Source organism: Mesorhizobium sp. WSM4813 (genome assembly GCF_055811555.1).
In genome coordinates, this window is record NZ_JBVVQU010000010.1 from 73,874 (window position 1) to 92,667 (window position 18,794).

At 61.8% G+C, this 18,794-nt stretch carries 17 protein-coding genes; 8 read left to right on the forward strand and 9 right to left on the reverse strand.

Annotation, left to right across the window (positions count from 1 at the left end):
- A partial coding sequence (locus tag AC0L25_RS07945; RefSeq protein WP_473594983.1) for a coiled-coil domain-containing protein occupies nt 1-2,624 on the reverse strand: 2,624 nt, incomplete at its 3' end.
- Nucleotides 2,625-2,897: 273 nt separating this feature from the next.
- Here AC0L25_RS07945 and AC0L25_RS07950 point away from each other — a divergent pair.
- The 3 genes from AC0L25_RS07950 to AC0L25_RS07960 all read left to right on the forward strand — a co-directional run bounded on the left by AC0L25_RS07950 (nt 2,898) and on the right by AC0L25_RS07960 (nt 4,905).
- Complete coding sequence (locus AC0L25_RS07950; RefSeq protein ID WP_473594984.1) at nt 2,898-3,266, forward strand: Hpt domain-containing protein; 369 nt, start codon at nt 2,898-2,900, stop codon at nt 3,264-3,266.
- Between the two features lie 99 nt (nt 3,267-3,365).
- Nucleotides 3,366-3,686, forward strand: a complete 321-nt coding sequence (locus AC0L25_RS07955) for a 2Fe-2S iron-sulfur cluster-binding protein (protein ID WP_473594985.1) — start codon at nt 3,366-3,368, stop codon at nt 3,684-3,686.
- 190 nt (nt 3,687-3,876) lie between these two features.
- Nucleotides 3,877-4,905, forward strand: a complete 1,029-nt coding sequence (locus tag AC0L25_RS07960) for an NAD(P)/FAD-dependent oxidoreductase (protein WP_473594986.1) — start codon at nt 3,877-3,879, stop codon at nt 4,903-4,905.
- Between the two features lie 47 nt (nt 4,906-4,952).
- On the opposite strand, the gene AC0L25_RS07965 is transcribed toward AC0L25_RS07960, so the two are convergent.
- Nucleotides 4,953-5,570 carry a DUF922 domain-containing Zn-dependent protease gene (locus AC0L25_RS07965; protein WP_473594987.1) on the reverse strand — a complete coding sequence of 206 codons (618 nt, stop codon included), beginning with the start codon at nt 5,568-5,570 and terminating at the stop codon, nt 4,953-4,955.
- 84 nt (nt 5,571-5,654) lie between these two features.
- Between AC0L25_RS07965 and folP the strand changes: the two genes are divergently transcribed.
- From folP to folK, 3 genes are all read left to right on the forward strand, one after another.
- Complete coding sequence (gene folP / locus AC0L25_RS07970; protein WP_473594988.1) at nt 5,655-6,497, forward strand: dihydropteroate synthase; 843 nt, start codon at nt 5,655-5,657, stop codon at nt 6,495-6,497.
- 114 nt (nt 6,498-6,611) lie between these two features.
- Entirely contained in the window at nt 6,612-6,971 is a 360-nt protein-coding gene (gene folB, locus AC0L25_RS07975) for a dihydroneopterin aldolase (RefSeq protein ID WP_473594989.1), read from the forward strand.
- Nucleotides 6,955-7,467 (forward strand): 2-amino-4-hydroxy-6-hydroxymethyldihydropteridine diphosphokinase, encoded by a 513-nt coding sequence (gene folK / locus AC0L25_RS07980; protein ID WP_473594990.1) that lies wholly within the window; start codon nt 6,955-6,957, stop codon nt 7,465-7,467. The genes folB and folK overlap by 17 nt, the downstream gene beginning before the upstream one ends.
- 47 nt (nt 7,468-7,514) lie before the next feature.
- Here folK and AC0L25_RS07985 read toward each other — a convergent pair whose 3' ends face one another.
- From AC0L25_RS07985 to AC0L25_RS08010, 6 genes are all read right to left on the reverse strand, one after another.
- Nucleotides 7,515-8,063, reverse strand: a complete 549-nt coding sequence (locus tag AC0L25_RS07985) for a DUF924 family protein (protein WP_473594991.1) — start codon at nt 8,061-8,063, stop codon at nt 7,515-7,517.
- Between the two features lie 17 nt (nt 8,064-8,080).
- On the reverse strand, nt 8,081-9,916 hold the full coding sequence (locus tag AC0L25_RS07990) for a monovalent cation:proton antiporter-2 (CPA2) family protein (RefSeq protein WP_473594992.1): 1,836 nt from the start codon (nt 9,914-9,916) through the stop codon (nt 8,081-8,083).
- A gap of 220 nt (nt 9,917-10,136) precedes the next feature.
- Nucleotides 10,137-10,715, reverse strand: coding sequence for a hypothetical protein (locus tag AC0L25_RS07995; protein ID WP_473594993.1), 579 nt, complete (start codon nt 10,713-10,715; stop codon nt 10,137-10,139).
- A gap of 194 nt (nt 10,716-10,909) precedes the next feature.
- Nucleotides 10,910-11,998, reverse strand: a complete 1,089-nt coding sequence (locus AC0L25_RS08000; protein ID WP_473594994.1) for a YcjF family protein — start codon at nt 11,996-11,998, stop codon at nt 10,910-10,912.
- Nucleotides 11,995-13,491, reverse strand: a complete 1,497-nt coding sequence (locus AC0L25_RS08005; RefSeq protein WP_473594995.1) for a YcjX family GTP-binding protein — start codon at nt 13,489-13,491, stop codon at nt 11,995-11,997. The genes AC0L25_RS08000 and AC0L25_RS08005 overlap by 4 nt, the downstream gene beginning before the upstream one ends.
- Before the next feature lie 328 nt (nt 13,492-13,819).
- Nucleotides 13,820-14,323: a SixA phosphatase family protein gene (locus AC0L25_RS08010; protein WP_473594996.1), complete on the reverse strand. Its 504-nt coding sequence runs from the start codon at nt 14,321-14,323 to the stop codon at nt 13,820-13,822.
- 264 nt (nt 14,324-14,587) lie between these two features.
- Here AC0L25_RS08010 and dksA point away from each other — a divergent pair, with 264 nt between their 5' ends.
- The gene (gene dksA, locus AC0L25_RS08015; RefSeq protein ID WP_006202025.1) at nt 14,588-15,004 is read left to right on the forward strand and encodes an RNA polymerase-binding protein DksA; all 417 of its coding nucleotides are present in this window, start codon (nt 14,588-14,590) and stop codon (nt 15,002-15,004) included.
- Between the two features lie 98 nt (nt 15,005-15,102).
- Here the strand turns inward: dksA and AC0L25_RS08020 are convergent, their stop codons facing one another.
- Nucleotides 15,103-15,846, reverse strand: coding sequence for a hypothetical protein (locus AC0L25_RS08020; RefSeq protein WP_473594997.1), 744 nt, complete (start codon nt 15,844-15,846; stop codon nt 15,103-15,105).
- 372 nt (nt 15,847-16,218) lie between these two features.
- On the opposite strand from AC0L25_RS08020, the gene cckA reads away from it, so the two are divergent.
- Nucleotides 16,219-18,789: a cell cycle histidine kinase CckA gene (cckA, locus tag AC0L25_RS08025; protein WP_473594998.1), complete on the forward strand. Its 2,571-nt coding sequence runs from the start codon at nt 16,219-16,221 to the stop codon at nt 18,787-18,789.
- Nucleotides 18,790-18,794 lie beyond the last annotated feature (5 nt).

The following is an 18,794-nucleotide window of genomic DNA, read 5'->3' on the forward strand; positions in this document are numbered from 1 at the left end:
TGATCGGAGATAAGGCCATTCACGCTCTGCAGGTCGGTTTCCAACGCCTTCGAGAGCTGACCACGGTCTTCCGCCAGCTTTTCGGACTGGCCTGATATGACGTCCTTGATCGTGTTGAGATCGGATTCCAGCGCGCGCTTGAGGATGTCGCGGCCTTCGGCCAGCTTCTCGACCTGACCGGCAACCAGCCCGTCGATGCTCGACCGGCTTTCCGCCAATTTGGCGAGGTCTGCCTCGAGCGTCTGCGAAAGCAGGCTGCGATCGTCGGCGAGCCTGCTCGAATGGTCCTCGATCAAGCCTCGGATGCCGGACAGGTCGCCGTCAAGCGAGCGCGAAAGCAGGCTGCGGTCTTCCGCCAGTTTGGCGGAATGGCTCTCGATGAGATCCTTGATGCCGACAATGTCGGTCTCCAACGCCTTGGCGAGAATGGCGCGACCTTCGGCGATCTTCTCGACCTGACCGGCGACCAGGCCGTCGATGCTGGCGCGGCTGTCCGCCAGCTTGCCGAGATCGGCCTCGAGGGCGCGTGAAAGGATGCTGCGGCCTTCGGCGAGCTTGCCAACGTGTCCGGCAACCATTTCATCAATGATCGTGCGGGCTTCTACAAGTTTTCCGGAGTCTTCGTTCAAGGCCTGTGAAAGCCTGTTGCGGCCCTCTTCGAGTCGTTCGAGATGACTGCCGAGCGAAGCATCGATGGTGGCGCGCGACTCGTTGACCTTGCGCAGATCCTCTTCGAGGGCGCGCGAGATCAGGTTGCGGCCTTCGGCAAGCTTCTGCACCTGGTCGGTTACAGCCGCGTCGATGCCGGCGCTGCTTTCGGCGAATTTCGCCAGATCGGCCTGCATGGCCGCCGCCATGCGTTCGCGGCTTTCGGAAAGCTTGCGGCTGTGGTTCTCGACGGCTTCTTCGATGCCGACGCGGGCATCGGCAAGCCGCTGGATGTCGGCGTCGAAGGAGCGCGACACCACATGACGGGCCGCTTCCATGCGCCCAGCGAAATCGCCGGCGCGTGCTTCAAGCATGGACGAAGTCGACGAAACGATGTCGGCCATGTCGGCGCCGATCTGGGTCTTGCCCTGATCGATCATCGCCGACAGCGTCTCCTTGCTCTCCTGGAAGGTATGGGCGATTTCGCGCGCGCGCTCGACCAGCGTCTCGTTGATCTGGCGTGCGCGAGCCTCGAGCGCGGCGTTGAGCTTCTGGGTGCCGGTGTCCAGCGCTTCGGCGCGGGTCTGGAATTCACTGATCAGCGCTTGGCCGCGTTCGGCCAGCGTCCGCTCGATGCCGTCAAGGCTGGCTTCAAATTCGGAGTTGAGCGTACGCGCGGCGCCGCCGAGCAGCGATACCATGCCGGAGGTCCGATCATCGAGCAGATCGGTCAGCGACCGGGTGAGGCCGTCGGTCGTGTCCGTCAGCTTGGCGATGCGTGTATCGAGAAGGCTGGCGAAGGCTTCGCCGGAGGTCGACAGCCGCTCCGTGATCGATTCGAGCCGGCCCTCCACCGAATCGAAGATCGACAGCGAGCTTTGGTTGATTCTGTCGATCAGCGTGTCGCCGGAATTGGTGATCGTCATCGACAGGTTGGTCGAGGCGTTGAGGATGCTGTCGCGAATGATGTCGCTGGCAGCCCCGATTTCGTCCTTCAGCGTCTCATGCGCGCCGGTGATCGAGGCGCGCACGCGTTCGGCGTGGGTGACCACCGCTTCGCGCTCGCTGCCCAGCCCGTCGACAAGCGAGCGGATGCGCGACTCATTCTCCGAGTAGGAGCGTTCGATCTGGTTCACCTCGCTGTGGACCAGGGTTTCGAGCTCGACGGCACGCGCAAGCGTGCGCTCGATGCCTTCACCCATGGCCGCCACCTCGCGGCGGACGGCTTGCCCGATCATCATGACGCGATCCTGGGCAATATTTTCCGGCTCGGTCAGGCGAAAGGCCACTTCCGTCATCGACTGAGCCGCAATGCGCATCTCCTGCGCGCGGCGAATCATGGCTGCAAACGCCCAGAACAGGAGCACGGGCAGGATCGCAGCGATCGCCAGGCCGATCAGTTCGGGACGGGCGAAAAACTGGCCGGGCGTTCGGATTTGCCAGATGCCTGGTCCAAACAGCAGGTTGGCCAATGCACCGGCGCCCGCGATCCAGGCGAGCGAAACGAGCGCCACGACCCAATAGATCGTGTTCGAGGCACGCCGATTGAGGGTGTGCAGCAGCGTCTTGTAATCTTTTTGACGAGGGTCATTGGCCGGCGTGAAACCGGCCGGCTGCGTGCCATTGCGCGTTTCCACAGGGCGCAGCAGTTCAGCCGGCTTGGCCTTTGCCGCGGGCTTTGCTTTCTGGTCCTCGGCTTTCTGGTCCTGGTTGGCGGCAGGCTCTGTCTTGTGGCTCTGGTTGACGACAGGCTCGGCATTCTGGCTCTGGCTGGCGACAGGCTCGGCATCCTGGTTACGGCCTTCGCGTGCCAACTCGTCGGCGGCCTGCGATATCTGCGCTTCCAGATCTTCCATCGACGCTGCGATGTCGAGGTCGACGCCGGCATCGCCGTTCAGATCGATCTCAAGTGCTTTTTCGAGTTCCCTGGCTACGTCGTTGTCGAGCGTTCTCGTCGTCGTTGTTTTCTTCGCCATGCCTTCGCTACCCTGTACAAGCTGCCGCGGGACTTATTGATTCTGCTTTTCGTGTCCCACGCAAGAGGCTGAAAATGGACCTGTCGTATCGTAATGACACACCGGGGTAAAGAAAACATGCATTCGGCGCGATACGTAAAACTTTAAATATAAGGTTAACGAAACTGTGATTCCGGCGCCGCTATCGCAACATTTTTCCGGGCCAATCATTAACCCGTCGTCCACAGGATGGGCCTATTTTTCGCGGCAGTGGAAGAACGGAGTTGCAGATTCATGCGTGGCGAAAACGGCATTGCCTTCTCGATGCCCGGCGGCGACGTGTCGGGAACGGCTGGGTCGCGGCCGGTGGACCTGGCGCATCTGGCGCGCCAGACAATGGGCGACCGCAGCCTCGAACAGGAGGTGCTGGCGCTGTTCGTGCAGCAGGCGCTGTCGGTTCGCGACAGGATCGTCGACGCCGATGTGAAGCAAAGACTGCTTCTGGCGCACGGGCTGAAAGGTTCTGCGCGCGGCATCGGCGCCTTCGCTATTGCCGATTGCGCCGGCGCGATCGAACTTCAACCTGAAGATACCAATACCCTCAAGCGGCTTGGCTCCCTGATCGAAGAAGTCCGCGATTTCGTCGCCGCCATCAGCCGTTAAACCCATTTCCGAAAAAACGGCATAGAGCGCCGCTTTCGCGCGGCAGTTGACTTGTCTGCCGGAGTGATTATCTCGGCTGCGACTCCCTTCAGGTGACAAATGACCAAGCTGACCTTCATCGCCCATGACGGCACACATTTTGACGTGGATGCCGAAAACGGCTCGACCGTCATGGAGAACGCAATCCGCAACGCCGTGCCGGGGATCGAGGCCGAATGCGGTGGCGCTTGCGCCTGCGCGACCTGCCATGTCTATGTCGACGACGCATGGACGGCGGAGGTCGGCGAGCCGGAAGCGATGGAAGAGGACATGCTGGACTTCGCCTACGACGTCCAGCCGAACTCACGGCTCTCCTGTCAGATCAAGGTGCGCGACGCTCTTGACGGCCTAGTTGTGCGCGTGCCCGCCCGCCAAGGCTGAAGCGCTAGATGTGCCGATTTTTTCCGGCCCCGGCTTGGCAGCGGGCCAATGGTCATGCAGTGTCGCGCCGTTCTCTACAGCGCCGCGCGTCGCCTTGGGCACGCAAGCACGCTGTAACTTGTGATTTGGCGCATGATCCCCAGCGAAATCGATTCCGATTTGTGGGGTCACGCGCATCGAAGGCGCGTTCATGACCGATATCACCAGGACGGACGTATTGATCGTCGGGGCAGGACCTGTCGGCCTGTTCGCCGTGTTCGAGCTCGGCCTCTTCGACATGAAATGCCATCTGATCGACATACTCGATCGGCCCGGTGGGCAATGCGCCGAACTCTATCCGGAAAAGCCGATCTACGACATTCCCGGCCAGCCATCGATCTCGGCGCAGGGCCTGGTCGACAGACTGCTTGAGCAGATCGCGCCGTTCAAGCCCGACTTCACCTTCAACCGCATGGTCTCAAGCCTCGAAAAGCTCGAGGACGGCAGCTTTCGCGTCATCACCGACGAGAACGAGGTGTTTGAAGCCAAGGTTGTGGTTATCGCCGCCGGCGGCGGTTCGTTCCAACCGAAGCGGCCGCCGATCCCGGGCATCGAGCTTTATGAGGGCAAGAGCGTCTTCTACTCGGTTCGCCGGATGGAGGAATTCCGCGGCCACGACCTCGTCATCGTCGGCGGCGGCGATTCGGCGCTCGACTGGACGCTGAACCTGCAGCCGGTGGCCAAAAACGTGACGCTGGTCCACCGGCGGCCGGAGTTCCGCGCAGCGCCCGACAGCGTCAACAAGATGTACGCCATGCAGGAGATGAAGGAACTGGATTTCCAGGTCGGGCAGGTGACGGGACTGACCGGCGCCGACGGCCAGCTTTCCTCCGCGACCATCAAAGGGCCGGACGGTGACACCGAGGTGCCGTGCACGCGGATGCTGCCGTTCTTCGGCCTGACCATGAAGCTCGGACCGATCGCCGAGTGGGGTCTCAATCTTCACGAGAACATGATCCCGGTCGATACCGAGAAATTTCAGACATCGGTACCGGGCATTTTCGCCGTCGGCGACATCAACTGGTACCCCGGCAAGCTGAAGCTGATCCTGTCGGGCTTCCATGAGGTCGCCCTGATGGCGCAGGCAGCCAAGCGCATCGTCAGCCCCGGCGAGCGCATCGTATTCCAGTATACGACCTCGTCGACCAGCCTGCAGAAGAAGCTCGGCGTTGCCGGCTGACGCCCCACTTCTACTCGACGAGGATCGACCTTACCATCTGGCCTGAGCTAACCCGGCAGCCGGCCGTTCTCGACGCGCTCCATGCGATAGCGCAGCAGCCGCAGGATGCGGCTTTCGAAATTGATGGTCTCGACGCGATCGAATTGCATCTGGGCCCGGTCGTGCTTGGCAAGAATAGCGGCGGCGATCTCCGCGGCCTTGGCCTTGGCCTCCTGGCAAGTCTTCTGCGGATAGGTCGCCTTCAGCGCATCCTCGAGGTCGCGGGCATGGTTCTTGGCGATCTCGACATGGCGGTCCTCATGGCGCTTGATGTCGGCGGACAATGTGTCCCAAAACAGCCTTACGCCCGCATCAGCCTTGCGCGAGCGGCGCCACTCGGGAAGGATCACCTTGACCTTGAGAGTGACGTCGGCGTCAGCAATCGCGCAGGAATTCGATTTTTCCGCATAGCTGACGCGGGTGGTGAACGCCATTTGCGTGGCGCCTGGATGCCGCATCCCGGTGCTTTTCACCTGAGGTCCAAGTTTCGTAAGCTGGGATCCGATATCATCGAGCGTTCTGCCGCCGATGCTGAAATAGCTATATGTCTTTACCAAACTCGCCGTGCCCGCCGGCAGGGCGGAAAAAGCGAGCATCAGGGCGCAAAGCAGTGATCGTTTCATCATGTTGCCTCTTTGCCCACCTTGCGCTACGGCCGTTGCCAGCGCAACGGAATTGATCTTTGGCGGATCACACATGGTTGATCGACAATGACGACAGGGCGATGGCAGTTGGCGCATGGACGCCATCTCGACCTTGGCGGCAAGGCGGTGATCGTCGGTATCCTCAATATCACGCCAGACAGTTTTTCCGACGGCGGGCTGTTCTTGGCGCCCGAACAGGCGATCGCCCAGGCGCGCCGGATGGCGGAAGAGGGGGCCTCCGTCATTGACGTCGGTGGAGAATCGACACGCCCCGGCGCATCCCCGGTTGCCATCGAGGAAGAGCGGGCTCGCGTGCTGCCTGTCATCGAGGCGCTCGCCGGGCTTGGCGAGACGCTGATTTCGGTAGACACCTATCGTGAGGATACCGCCCGACTTGCCGTCGCCGCCGGCGCCCATATCGTCAACGATGTCTGGGGCCTGCAACGCGAGCCGGGCATCGCGCGCGTCGCTGCCGAGACCGGCGCCGGGCTTGTCATTATGCACACCGGGCGTGACAGACAAAAATTGCCCGACGTGATCGAGGATCAGTTTTTCTTCCTCAGGAAGTCACTGGAAATCGCCCGGAGAAGCGGCGTTGCCGACGACCAAATCGTGCTCGATCCGGGCTTTGGCTTCGCCAAGGAAACAGCGGAGGAAAATCTCGACCTGATGGCACGGTTTTCCGAACTCGATGCGTTGGGCTTTCCGCTGATGGCGGGTACATCGCGAAAGCGCTTCATCGGCGCCGTTACCGGCCGCGACGCCTCGGAAAGAGGCGCCGGAACAGCGGCGACAAGCGTCATACTGAGGCTCAAGGGCGCGCAGCTTTTTCGCGTCCACGATGTCGCAATCAATGTGGATGCGTTGGCGCTTGCCGATGCTATGCTGGCGCGTGAAACCACCGCATAGCTCGAAAATCAAAATCGATTTTCGGAAAGCAGGGTGCGTAGATTTAAAGCGTTAGAGTGTAGTTTGTGCGTCCAACTGGACGCACGTCGCTCTAATCGAGCGGGACGCTGAGCGATGTATATCATCCGCATGAAGAACTGCGCCTTCTTCGCCCGGCACGGCGTGCTGGATGAGGAGGAGACGCTTGGCCAGCGCTTCTATGTCGACGCCGCGCTCACCGTCGAACCCGGCCGCGCGCTGGTCGACGATTCCATCGAGGATACTGTCCACTATGGTGCCGCCTTCGGGGTGATCGAAAGGATCATAACCGGAGAGAGGCGTTTTCTGATAGAAGCGCTGGCGCTGGAGGTGGCCCGGGCGCTGACGGCCCGGTTTCCCCAGATCAGAAAGGCCGAGATTACCGTGCGCAAGCCGAACGCTCCGGTGCCCGGTGTGCTCGATCACGTAGAGGTGACCGTTGTCTGGCCAGAATAATACGGTTTACCTCAGCCTTGGCGGCAATCTTGGCGACCCGGCAAGATCGATGGGTGCTGCGCTGCGCATGCTGGACGCCGACGAGAACACGCGCGTCGCTGTCGTCTCCTCGCTTTACCGCACGCCGCCCTGGGGCAAGCTCGACCAGCCGGATTTTCTCAATGCGGCTGCCGAAATTTCGACCGTGCTCGCACCACATGCATTGCTCGATCACTGTCTCGACGTCGAGCGCAGACTGAAGCGGGTGCGCGAGGAGCGCTGGGGTCCACGCCTGATCGACATCGACATTCTGGTGTTCGGCGATCGGATCATCCACGAAACCGGGCTGGAAGTGCCGCATCCGCGCATGCTGGAGCGCGCCTTCGTTCTGGCGCCGCTGGCCGAGATCGCGCCTGACCTCACCGTCGACGGCAGAAGCGTGGCGGAGCGGCTTGCCGCTCTCGACAGCGCCGGCATCGAGCAATTGTCGTCGGGCCGGGATTGGTGGCTAACCTAAAGCATCGGAGCAAAACCTCTAACCACTTTGGCTCCGATGCACTGATCTCAGCCGGAAAATCCGCCCCCGTCGAGGAACACCTGTTCCTCCGGCGTCGTCTCGCGGCCAAGCATCCTGTTTCGATGCGGAAAGCGGCCGTAGCGCTGAATGATCTCCAGGTGCTCAACCGCATATCTCAGATAGGATTGGGCTTTAGCGGTAAAGAGGTCCATCGATTTGAGCTGGTCGGCGAGATGCTCCGAATGCTCATACGGCAAATAGAGGAAGGCGCGCAGGTCTTCGTCAAGCGCCAGATCCTGGCCGGCGGCGATCGCCTTTTCGGCAAAATGCCTCGCCAGCGGGTCAGTGGCATACATATGGCCGGTGCCGCGAAAGCAGTTTCGCGGGAACTGGTCGAGCAGGATCATCAGCGCCAGTGAACCTTCGGCATGCTCCGACCAGTCGTCGCATTCACGCCGCGCGGCAGCGTAGTGCAGGTCGAGAAACTGGTTGCGGAACTCCGCGTCGAAGGCGTCATTCTTTTCGAACCATGCATCTTTCCCGGCTTCACGCCAGAATTTGGTGACGAAGAGCGCGCGCTCGTCCAGTTCGGTCATCTGTTTGCTCCAGGTGTTTAGTCTGCAGGCTCGGATTTGTGCAGAACGCCGGCGGTTTCTTCATTGAGCGCCTTACCGGTGCGGCGCGGCTGGCTGAGCGGGGTCGGAATGGGCGTGCCGATATTGCCCTTGAGGAAGCGCGCTCCGGCGCGAACGCCTTCGGCGAGCTGCAGCTCGAAACGGGCAGCATCGCGGTGGCGGACGTCCTCGATCACCTCGGCGACTTCCTCTGGGTCGACGCCCAGCGCTTCCAGCGTGGAGCCGCCGAAGACAAGCGCCGATTCGAAGGTCTCGCGAATCTGGAAATCGACGTCGGCACGTATCAACTGCAATGCGGTTCCGCGGTCGAAAGCGCGTGCCAGCACGGTCAGCAGGGGAAACTCCGCCTTGATGAGCTTTGCGATGCGGACGGCGACATCGGGTTTGTCGACGCAGATCAACACGGCGCGCGCGCGGCCGGCGCCTGCGGCACGCAGAATGTCCAGCCGCGTGCCGTCGCCATAATAGACCTTGAAACCGAAATCGGCCGCCGCCTGGATCATCTCGACCTCATTGTCGATGATCGATACATCGATCCCGCGCAACAGCAGCGGCTGGCTGGCGATCTGGCCGAAGCGGCCGAAGCCGATGATCAGCACGCTGCCGGTAAGGCCATCGGCGATGTCGACGCCTTCGAGCGACTGCTCGTCGCGCGGCGTCAGATACCGCAATGCCAGAATGGCCAGCGGTGTCAGCACCATGGAGATGATGATGATCGCCGTCAGGGTCGCGTTAGCCTGGCTGTCGATGATGCCGACCACCGCGGCGGCGGAATAGAGAACGAAAGCGAATTCGCCGCCTTGCGCCATGAAGACGGCACGCTCGAGCGCTTCCCGGTGACCGGCCTTGAGGATGCGGGCGACGAGATAGATGCCGATCGCCTTTATCACCATGTAGGCGACGACGTAGATGGCGACAAGCCGCCAGTTTTCGATGACCACATGGAGGTCGAGCGACATGCCGACAGCGAGGAAGAACAGCCCGAGCAGCACACCGCGGAATGGTTCGACATCGGCCTCCAGCTGGTGGCGGAAGGTGGATTCCGACAAAAGCACGCCGGCCAGGAAGGCGCCCATCGCCATCGACAGGCCGCTGAGCTGCATTGCAAGCGCCGACCCCAGAACGACCAGAAGGGCGGCTGCGGTCATCACTTCGCGGGCGCGGGCGTCCGCCAGGATACGGAAGAACGGATTGAGCAGATAGCGCCCGGCCAGCACCAGTCCGACGATTGCGGCAAGGCCGATGCCCACCTCCGTCAGCCGCTGCGTCAAGCTCATATCGGCGCCGCCCGGTGCCAGGAAGGCGATCAGGGCCAGCAGCGGCACGATCGCCAGGTCCTCGAGCAGCAGGATGGAGACGATGCGCTGGCCTTTGGGCGCAGCTATCTCACCGCGTTCCTCCAGAAGCTGCATGACGATTGCCGTCGAGGTCAGCACGAAGCCGGCGCCGGCGACGAAGGATTGCGAGACCGGGAAACCTCCCGCCAGTCCGACGCCGGTCAGCAACAGCGCGCACACGCCGACCTGCAAAGCCCCAAGGCCAAAGATCTCTCGCCTGAGTCCCCACAGCCGTGACGGCTGCATCTCCAGCCCGATGATGAACAGGAACATGACGACGCCGAGCTCGGCGACGTGAAGAATGGCTTCCGATTCGGAAAAGATGCCGATGCCGAACGGGCCGATGACCACGCCGGCCGCCAGATAGCCGAGGATGGAACCAAGTCCCATGCGCTTGAAGATCGGTACGGCGACAACACCTGCGGCGAGCAGCGCCACCACGTGGATCAGATCGCTGCCCGCTGCTTCTGCCGCCATGCCTGCTGTTCCGTTCTCTCTAGGGACCGCTGCACGTGCTGCGGCATCGAACGGCCAAGATAGGGGCTTCGGCTGAGATCGAACAGTCCGAATCCGGAAACGGGTGCGGCAGTGTTGCAGGCGCGCTCCGGTGGCCGTGGCTGCCCTTTTTTGGTGAATAGTGAATTAGTGAATAGTGAATAGTCAGTAGTCAGTAGTTTGAAGTGATATCTAATCCCATTCACCATTCACCATTCACTACTGACTCACTAGGCGCGATGGAGCCGACTTCGACCGTATCGACTCGCTTCAGCTTCATGCCGATGACCGGCACCAATTGCTGGTCGACGCGCACCGCAACCGTCACCGTCATCGAATTGTCGTTGGGGACAAGAGCCTGCATGACGCCACGCAACTGGTTGCGGTTGATGGTGAAGACGACCTTGTTGGCGCTGACCACGTTGCCGCCGATAATGTCGAGGCCGGAACCGGCGGCACCGCCCATGAAGCTGCCCTTGTAGCCCTCGCGGCCCTTGTGCTGGATCGTCGCCGACATCTGCTGGGTGAACATGCCGACCCGGCAACCGCCGTCAAGCGACATGCCGATCTTGCCGTCTGGTGTCGAACCGATGAAATTGCAGGTGAATTTCGTGCCCTTGTATTTGCCGGCGACGATTTCCCCTGGGCCGACCCATTCGCCTTCCACCGATTGAAAGAACTTCTTGTCCCGTTCTGCTGCAAAGGTCTTTTCGGCCAGGCCGGCAGTTGCTGAAACCACGACCGCCATCGGCAGGACACTGGACAAGATCACGCTTTTCATCGACGACACCCGGCAACAAAGAGACTGGTTTGGAACCCGTCCGACCATGAACAAGATTGGTTAACGCTTCGTCACCGCTAACGCATGGCACCGAAATCGGAATCGATTTTGCGCTGGGGTTCATGGGCAAAAATCAAGGTGCTGCAGCGTCCCTTTGGGCGCCCAGCATAGCACATATTGCGCTGGAGCAGGTGTCACGTGTCGGAAGCGGATGTCTCCTTCTGCTTTTTGGTTGCGAACGATGTCAGAGCGGACAGGAAATCACCCATGCCGGGCCGTCTCGTGGCGCTGAAGGGCAGGGGCCTTGCTGTCTCCATCGCAGCAATGCCGATGCGCGCCGTCATCATGCCGTTGACGATACCTTCGCCAAGCTTGGCCGACAGCCGGGCGGCGAGGCCATGGCCGACGATCTGCTGCACGAAACTGTCGCCGACGGCGATCGAGCCGGTCACCGCCAGATGAGCAAGAACGCTGCGCGCCAGGCGGAAGAACCCCAGCGTGCCCGGCCGGCCGCCATAAAGTTCCGACAGCCGGCGAATCAGCCGCCCCGCTTCGAATACGACATAGGCGACGTCGACCAGAGCGCGAGGGCTGACCGCCGTCACCAGCGACACACGCTTCGCCGCTTCGAGGATCATCACCTTGGCGCGCGCATCGAGGGGACCGAGGATTTCGGTCTCGGCCAAGCGCACCAGATTGCCACCGTCAATGATCTCGTCGCGCAAATCAGCCAGCGCGCGTCTGCCGGCCGCGGTTTCGGGCTTGGCCGCGACGAAGGCCGAGAGTTCGTCGACCACGGCGCGAGCGGCCTTCGGATCGTCGCGGGCAATGGCGTCGAGCGCCCGCTTCTGCAGCTTTTCGACCTCGGCGAGGCGGGCGATCGCCAGGAACTCGCGGGCAAGGATGACCAGAAGCGCCAGCAGCGCGATCACGGCCATCCCGGCGGCCAGCCAGCCCAGCCATTCGGCGCGCGCGAACAGATCGCGAATCAGCTGATCGGTCCAAAGGCCGAGGGCCAGCGAAACCAGAACGCCCAATGCGCCGAACAACAAGCTACCTGATATCGAACGCTTCCGCGGCGCGGTCGCCGGCGGCGGTTCGGCGGCGATAATATCCGGCTCGTCGAAAACATCGATTTCCGCCGGAGTGACGACGGGAAGATCAGCGTTCACGGTGCGGGGCTTTCTGACCGATGGAGCGTCGGGCTGGCGCAAGGCTGCGCGTTCTTTTGGCGGGGCTTCCGGCTCGATGCGAAATGCCGCCGGCTTGCGGGGCGCGGTCATGCCAGATGATCTCCGATCAGGAACTGCAGGGCGCGGTCGAGCCTGATATGCGGCAGCGACAGCGTGACGCCTTCAGCCGTACGTTCGAGCTTTGGCGGGCGAAAGCGGACGAAGCGGATCGCCGGGTCATCATTGTTTTGCCGATGGTCTGGGCTCTGCCGATGGTCTGGTCCAGAGACATCGAACACTGCATCAATTTTCTCCGGTAAATCACCGGGAAATATGGCTGTTTCGGTTCTTCCATCAAATGTTTCGCCGTTGATCTTTTCACCTTTCAGCGGGGTGCCAATGATGACCGGCAGCGTCTCACGGCCTTGCTTGACCGTGCCTTCCAGGGTCGCGCGCACCGCCGCCAGGGCAACCACGTCGACATCGGCGCCGGTGAAATTCGCCCGCGCCACGGCGCGGTCGGCAAGCCGCCGCACGATCGCCTGCAACCGGTCGTGGCTTTCGTGGTGCAGATGGTCCGCCTTCGTCGCCGCCACCAATATGCGGTCGATGCGCCTGGAAAAAAAGTCGGTCAGGAAATTGCCGCGGCCGGGGCGGAAACACGCGAGGATTTCGGTCACCGCACGTTCGAGATCGGCCATCGCGCCGGGGCCTGCGTTCAAGGCCTGCAGGGCGTCTATCACCACGATCTGACGGTCGAGGCGCGTGATGTGCTCCCGGAAGAACGGCTTTACGACATATGTCTTGTAGGCCTCGTAGCGCCGCTCCATCATCGCCCGAAGCGACCCGGAACGCGCCCGCCGCTCACTCAGGGCCGGCAAGGGCGCGAAGGTCAGCGCCGGCGAGCCCTCGAGATCGCCAGGCATCAGGAACCGGCCGGGTGGCAGGGTTGAAAGCGCCCGCTCGTCGAGCTTGCATGCCTTGAGATAAGCGGCGAAGCTCTCGGCGAGGCGTCGCGCCGTCATCTCGTCGGCGTCCGCATTCGGGTCGACCGCTGCCGAGAGCGCGCGCCATTCCTGCGAAAGGTCGACGCGCACCGGCAGCACGGCCATCTCGAACGCTTCGCGTGAGAAATCAGCGTAGGATTTGCCGAGCAGCGGCAGGTCGAGCAGCCATTCCCCGGGATAGTCGACGATATCGACCGACAATCTGCCTGATGAAAACATGCGGCTCCAGCCGGAGGCCGATTCATATTCGATGGTGAGCCTCAGCTCGGAAATGGCACGTGTCGAATCCGGCCAGAGGCGGTCGTTGACCAGGGCCGCGACGTGATCCTCGTACTGGAATCGCGGTACGGCGTCATCCGGTTGCTCTTCGAGGAAGGCACGGGCGATGCGTCCCGATTTCTGCGCCGCGAACAGCGGCAAGCGCCCGCCATGGATCAGATTGTGGACAAGGGCTGAGATGAACACTGTCTTGCCGGCGCGGGAAAGGCCAGTAACACCCAGCCGCAGCGATGGCGAAAAAAGCCCGGTGGCGCGCCCTGTCAGCGTATCCAGGGCAATCTTCGCCTCGTCGGTGAAAGTGGTCAGCGATGATGCCAAAATGCGTCTCTCGGGGCTTCGGTACGCCCCGATATAGACGCTGCCGGCTAGTGTGGCGAATCCGAAATTCGCAGTACCTTGGAGCAGCGCAGTGAGCGAATTTCGGATTCTAAGCCATACTAGCAATGCGTTGATTCTAGCGTGCTTTTGGATTTGAAGTTCCTGAACGCTGATGCCATTGGAGTGGCAGGAACTTCAAATCCACCACGCTAATGCATGTCGCGCAAAAGTGCACAGCGGTTTTGCGATAACGACAAGCATAAACAACAACCTAAAGCGCGTCGCATGAGGCCGGTCAAACGCGACGCGCTTTAGGTTTGAAATGGCGTCAGAGATCGGCCGGCGTCACGAAGGCTTCGAGATAGCCGGTGCCTTGCGCGACGTTGGCAAGACTGCCTGGAAAGCGGACGATTGCAAGGCCGGAGGTCGGGAAGCCGTGGTTCAGCATTGCCCTCGCAGCCTCGTCGCCGTCGCCCGAAAGCGCGATAGTGAGATCTTCCGTCATCGGGTTGTGGCCGACGATGAGCAGCGAGCCGGGCCCGCCATTGCCGCGGATGAGGTTGAGATAGCCCGCGGCATCCTCGCTGTAGAGCGTGTCCAGGAACAGGACCCGGCCTGTATCGGTATGACCGGCCAGACCTTCCAGCGTTTGGCGCGCTCGCTTTGCGTTGGAGCAAAGGGTGAGGTCCGGAACGTAGCTGCGGGCCCGCATGGCCGCACCCATCGTTTCGGCATCGGCGACGCCGGATGCGTCCAGCGGACGATCGAAATCGCGCATGCCCGGCAGGGCCCAGCCGGCCTTGGCATGCCTCAACAGATAAAGCTTGCTCACCGGCCCCTCGCTTGTGCCAAACCCCGAAACTCGTCAAAAGGCGCTGCAGGATTAGCCATGAGAAAGGCCTTATGCACAATGGCCAGCACCTTTCAAACCCAACAAATCATACGTGAATTCGCTCGCGCCCTTCATGCGAATGATGCGGCCGATACAGTTTTGCCCGACATTAACAATTGCGTGAAACTGTCGTCGATTACGCTTGTGCAGCATTCGGTCCGCGAATATATAGGCGCCAAAATTGGGGCTGTTTGGGTGAGTCGAATGAACGACATCGTTACTGCCGATTACGTACCCTCCGAAGACGAGCCGTTCATGAACGAACGGCAGAAATCCTACTTTCGCCTGAAGCTCGTCACCTGGAAGAACGACATACTGCGCGAAGCGCGCGAAACTCTCGAAATCCTGCAGCAGGAAAACGCCAACCACCCCGATCTCGCTGATCGCGCCTCTTCGGAAACTGACCGCGCCATCGAACTTCGCGCCCGCGATCGCCAGCGAAAACTCATTTCAAAGATAGATTCCGCGCTTCAGCGCATTGATGAAGGCACTTACGGTTATTGTGAGGAAACCGGCGAGCCCATCGCGCTGAAGCGGCTCGATGCGCGTCCGATAGCGACCTTGTCGATCGAGGCGCAGGAGCGCCACGAGCGTCGCGAGAAGGTCTATCGCGACGACTGAAGCAAGGGCAAAGTGCCTAAAAAGCAGCAATAGCGAATATTGTCATGGCCGGTCTCCGGCCATTTTTTTAGCTGTTCGCTGGCCCGGGTTCTGGCCGGTTATCTTTTCTGGCTGGAAAGCTCACCGAGAAGCTTCGTCATCTCGTCATCGAGAGACGACGGCGCCTTTGCCGCCGGCTTGCTCTCCGGCTTGGCGGGGTGCGGGTCATCAAACGAGACCTCGAGCTCCCTCATCAGCGTATCGTCAATAGAATCCTGCTTTGCCGGGGAATCCTGTCTTGCCGGCGATGGCGCGTGTCGAAAGGCACTGGCGTTCGCCGATCCGTAGGCGGGCAGCGGCGTAATGGTCGCCGATTGAGGGCTTTGCGCTGGCTTCAGCGCTGGCGCCGGTGGGGCCTGGTGGGGCCGGACAGGCGTCGGGGCCGCGCTTACCGGCTGCGGAGGCGGTGCTTGCCTCATTGGCGCAGGAGCCGGCTGAGGCGCGCGCGGCCGGGGCGCCGGCTGATGGCCGCCGCCATCTCCGGTCAGCGCAGGACGGCGCAGCGCCGACAGCCGGATGTCGCGTTCGACGACGACATCGGTTGGGCCTCCGATCAGCAGCAGGTGCTCGATGTCGTCGCGGCGCACCAGCACCAACCGGCGGTGACTGTCGACAGCGGTGGCGTCCATGACGGCCAGCCGCGTCTTGCGGTTCCTGCCGCCGGCAACGAATGTTCCGAAGGTCAGATTGCGGACCAGCTTGATGATGAGGAGAATGACGGCCAGAAGGACAAGCGCGACAAACGTCCACAGGATTGCCGCGGCATAACCAGGACCCGCCACACTATCCAGCCACTGCAGCATTGGTGCCCCCAATATCGGCTTTCGAAGAAGACGCGACACTAGACTGTTGCAGCACGCCACTGCAAGTCGCCTTTCGCGCCTCTTGAACAGCTTGAAACACCAATGTGGTGGATTTGAAGTCCCTGCCAATTGGGGGCGTCAGCGTTCCGGATTTTCAAATCCACCACACTGGATTTTCAGCAAGTTGCTGGTGTGGTGAATCCGAAATTCGCATTACCCTGGTGCAGCGCCGAGCGAGTATCGGATTCACCAAACCAAGCGCCGAACGGGCGTCATTTTTAGCGGACATCTGCTGCTAAGGCCTTTTCCGGACCCTGAGAATGTGATTCAACCGGGCAGGGGCAAGTACCGGATTTCACGAGCAGGGGGCACATGGCCAAGGAAGCGCGCGGCGATTTCTATCCGGTACCGATCGTCGACCAGAACACGCGACCGGGTGCGGTCACCCGGCTCATCGTCTTCATCGTCGTCCTGACCGGCGCCGCGATCGTCTTCGGCCTTTTCCGCGAACGTCTTGGCGATCCATTCCTGCTTGGAATGCTTGGTGTGCTGGCGATGATCGGCGTCGGCTTCCTGTTCGCTACCGCCATTGGCTTCGTGCAGATCACACCGCGCTCGACGAGTGACGAGCTGTCGAAAGCCTTCGTCGATTCGATGTCGCAAGGTCTTCTGGTCACCGACACCAAGGGTCGTGTCGTCTACGCCAATCGGGCCTATGCCGACATGACGGGCGCGGCGTCGGCGGCGGATCTCAAGACGGTCGAAGGTTTGCTGTCCGATGTTCCCGAGGCATCGGTGACCGTATACCGGCTCGCCTCCGGCCTGCGCGACGGCCAGCCCGGCGACGGAGAGTTTCGGCTTGCGCAATCCATTCGACCCGGCGCCGAGCCGGGCGCGCGCTGGTATCGCGCCCGCGCCCGCGCCTTCAGCGTCCCGGGCCAGCGGCTGCCCTTGCTCGCCTGGCAACTCGCCGACATCTCGGAAGAACGGGCCGAGCAGGAGCGGTTCTTCCTCGATCTGCAGGAGGCCATCGATCATCTCGACCATGCGCCGGCCGGCTTCTTTTCGGCCGATCAGGAAGGCCGCGTCACCTACATCAACGCCACGCTTGCTGAATGGCTGGGCATCGACCTGACGAGCTTCACGCCTGGTGCCGTCACGCTTCCGGAGATCGTCGCCGGCGACGGAATGGCGCTGGTCCGCTCGGTCAAGGCCGATCCCGGCACCACGCGCAACGCGGTCATCGATCTCGATCTGACCACGGTGAAGGGCGAGGCGCTGCCCGTGCGTTTCATGCATCGGGTTTCGGCCAGCCGGGAGGGCGTCAACGGTCCGACGCGCACCATCGTGCTCAACCGGACGCAAGGCGAGGACGCTTCCGCCGATCTTCGCGCCTCGGAGATCCGCTTCACCCGCTTCTTCAATTCGACGCCGATGGCAATAGCGGCTGTCGACAACAGCGGGCGCATCTTGCGCACCAACGCGCCTTTCCTGTCACTGTTTTCCTCCGTCGTCGACGGGGATGCGGTCGATCGGCGCGTGCGGCTGGACACGGTGATCCATGAGCGCGACCGGCCCGCCTTTGCCGCCGCGTTCGAAAAAGCGCGACAAAGGCAGGCTGACATCGAACCGATCGATACGCTGCTGCCCGGCAATGAGGAACGGCACATGCGCTTCTACGTTAACGCGGTTGCCGACGGCACCGGCGAGGGCGCCGAAGAATCGGCAATCGTCTACGCCGTCGAGACCACCGAGCAGAAGGCGCTCGAGGGCCAGATGGCGCAAAGCCAGAAGATGCAGGCGGTCGGCCAGCTTGCCGGCGGCATCGCACACGACTTCAACAACGTACTGACCGCCATCATCATGGCATCGGACCTTTTGTTGACCAACCACCGCCCGTCGGACCCGTCCTTCCCCGACATCATGAACATCAAGCAGAACGCCAACCGGGCGGCGTCGCTGGTGCGGCAGCTTCTGGCCTTCTCGCGCAAGCAGACGCTGCGGCCGGAGGTGCTCAACCTGACCGACGTGCTTGCCGATCTGCGGATGCTGCTGGCCCGTCTGGTCGGCAACGACATCAAGCTGAAGGTCGATCATGGCCGCGATCTGTGGCCGGTGAAGGTCGACATCGGGCAGTTCGAGCAGGTGGTGGTCAATTTGGCGGTCAATGCGCGCGATGCGATGCCGACCGGCGGCGACCTCACCGTGCGCACCCGGAATGTGACCACAGAGGAGAGCAAGAGCCTTCCCTACCGCGAACTTGCACCGGCCGACTATGTGGTGGTCGAAGTCGAAGACACCGGCAGCGGCATCGCCCCCGAAGTGCTCAAGAAGATTTTCGAACCCTTCTTCACCACCAAGGAGGTCGGCAAGGGCACCGGCCTCGGCCTGTCCATGGTCTATGGCATCATCAAGCAGACAGGCGGCTTCATCTTCTGTGATTCCGAGGTCGGCAAAGGATCGGTGTTCCGCATCTTCCTGCCGCGCTACATTGCTGAGGCGAGAACGGCAGGCGAGCCCGGCGAGGCGCTGGCTGCACCGGCAAAGAGCGCCGACGCAGCCAAAGATCTGTCGGGTTCGGCCACGGTGCTGCTCGTCGAGGACGAGGATGCGGTGCGCATGGGCGGCATGCGGGCGCTGACGTCGCGCGGTTACACCGTCCACGAAGCGTCCTCGGGCGTCGAGGCGCTGGAAATCTTCGAGGCGCTCGGCGGCAAGATCGACATTGTCGTTTCCGACGTGGTGATGCCTGAGATGGATGGGCCGACGCTGCTTGGCGAATTGCGCAAACGGCAGCCGGACATCAAATTCGTCTTCGTTTCTGGCTACGCGGAGGATGCGTTCGCCAAAAACCTGCCGGCAGACGCGCATTTCGGTTTCCTGCCGAAGCCGTTTTCGCTCAAGCAACTGGCCACAATCGTCAAGGATGTGCTGGAATCTTAGGGTTT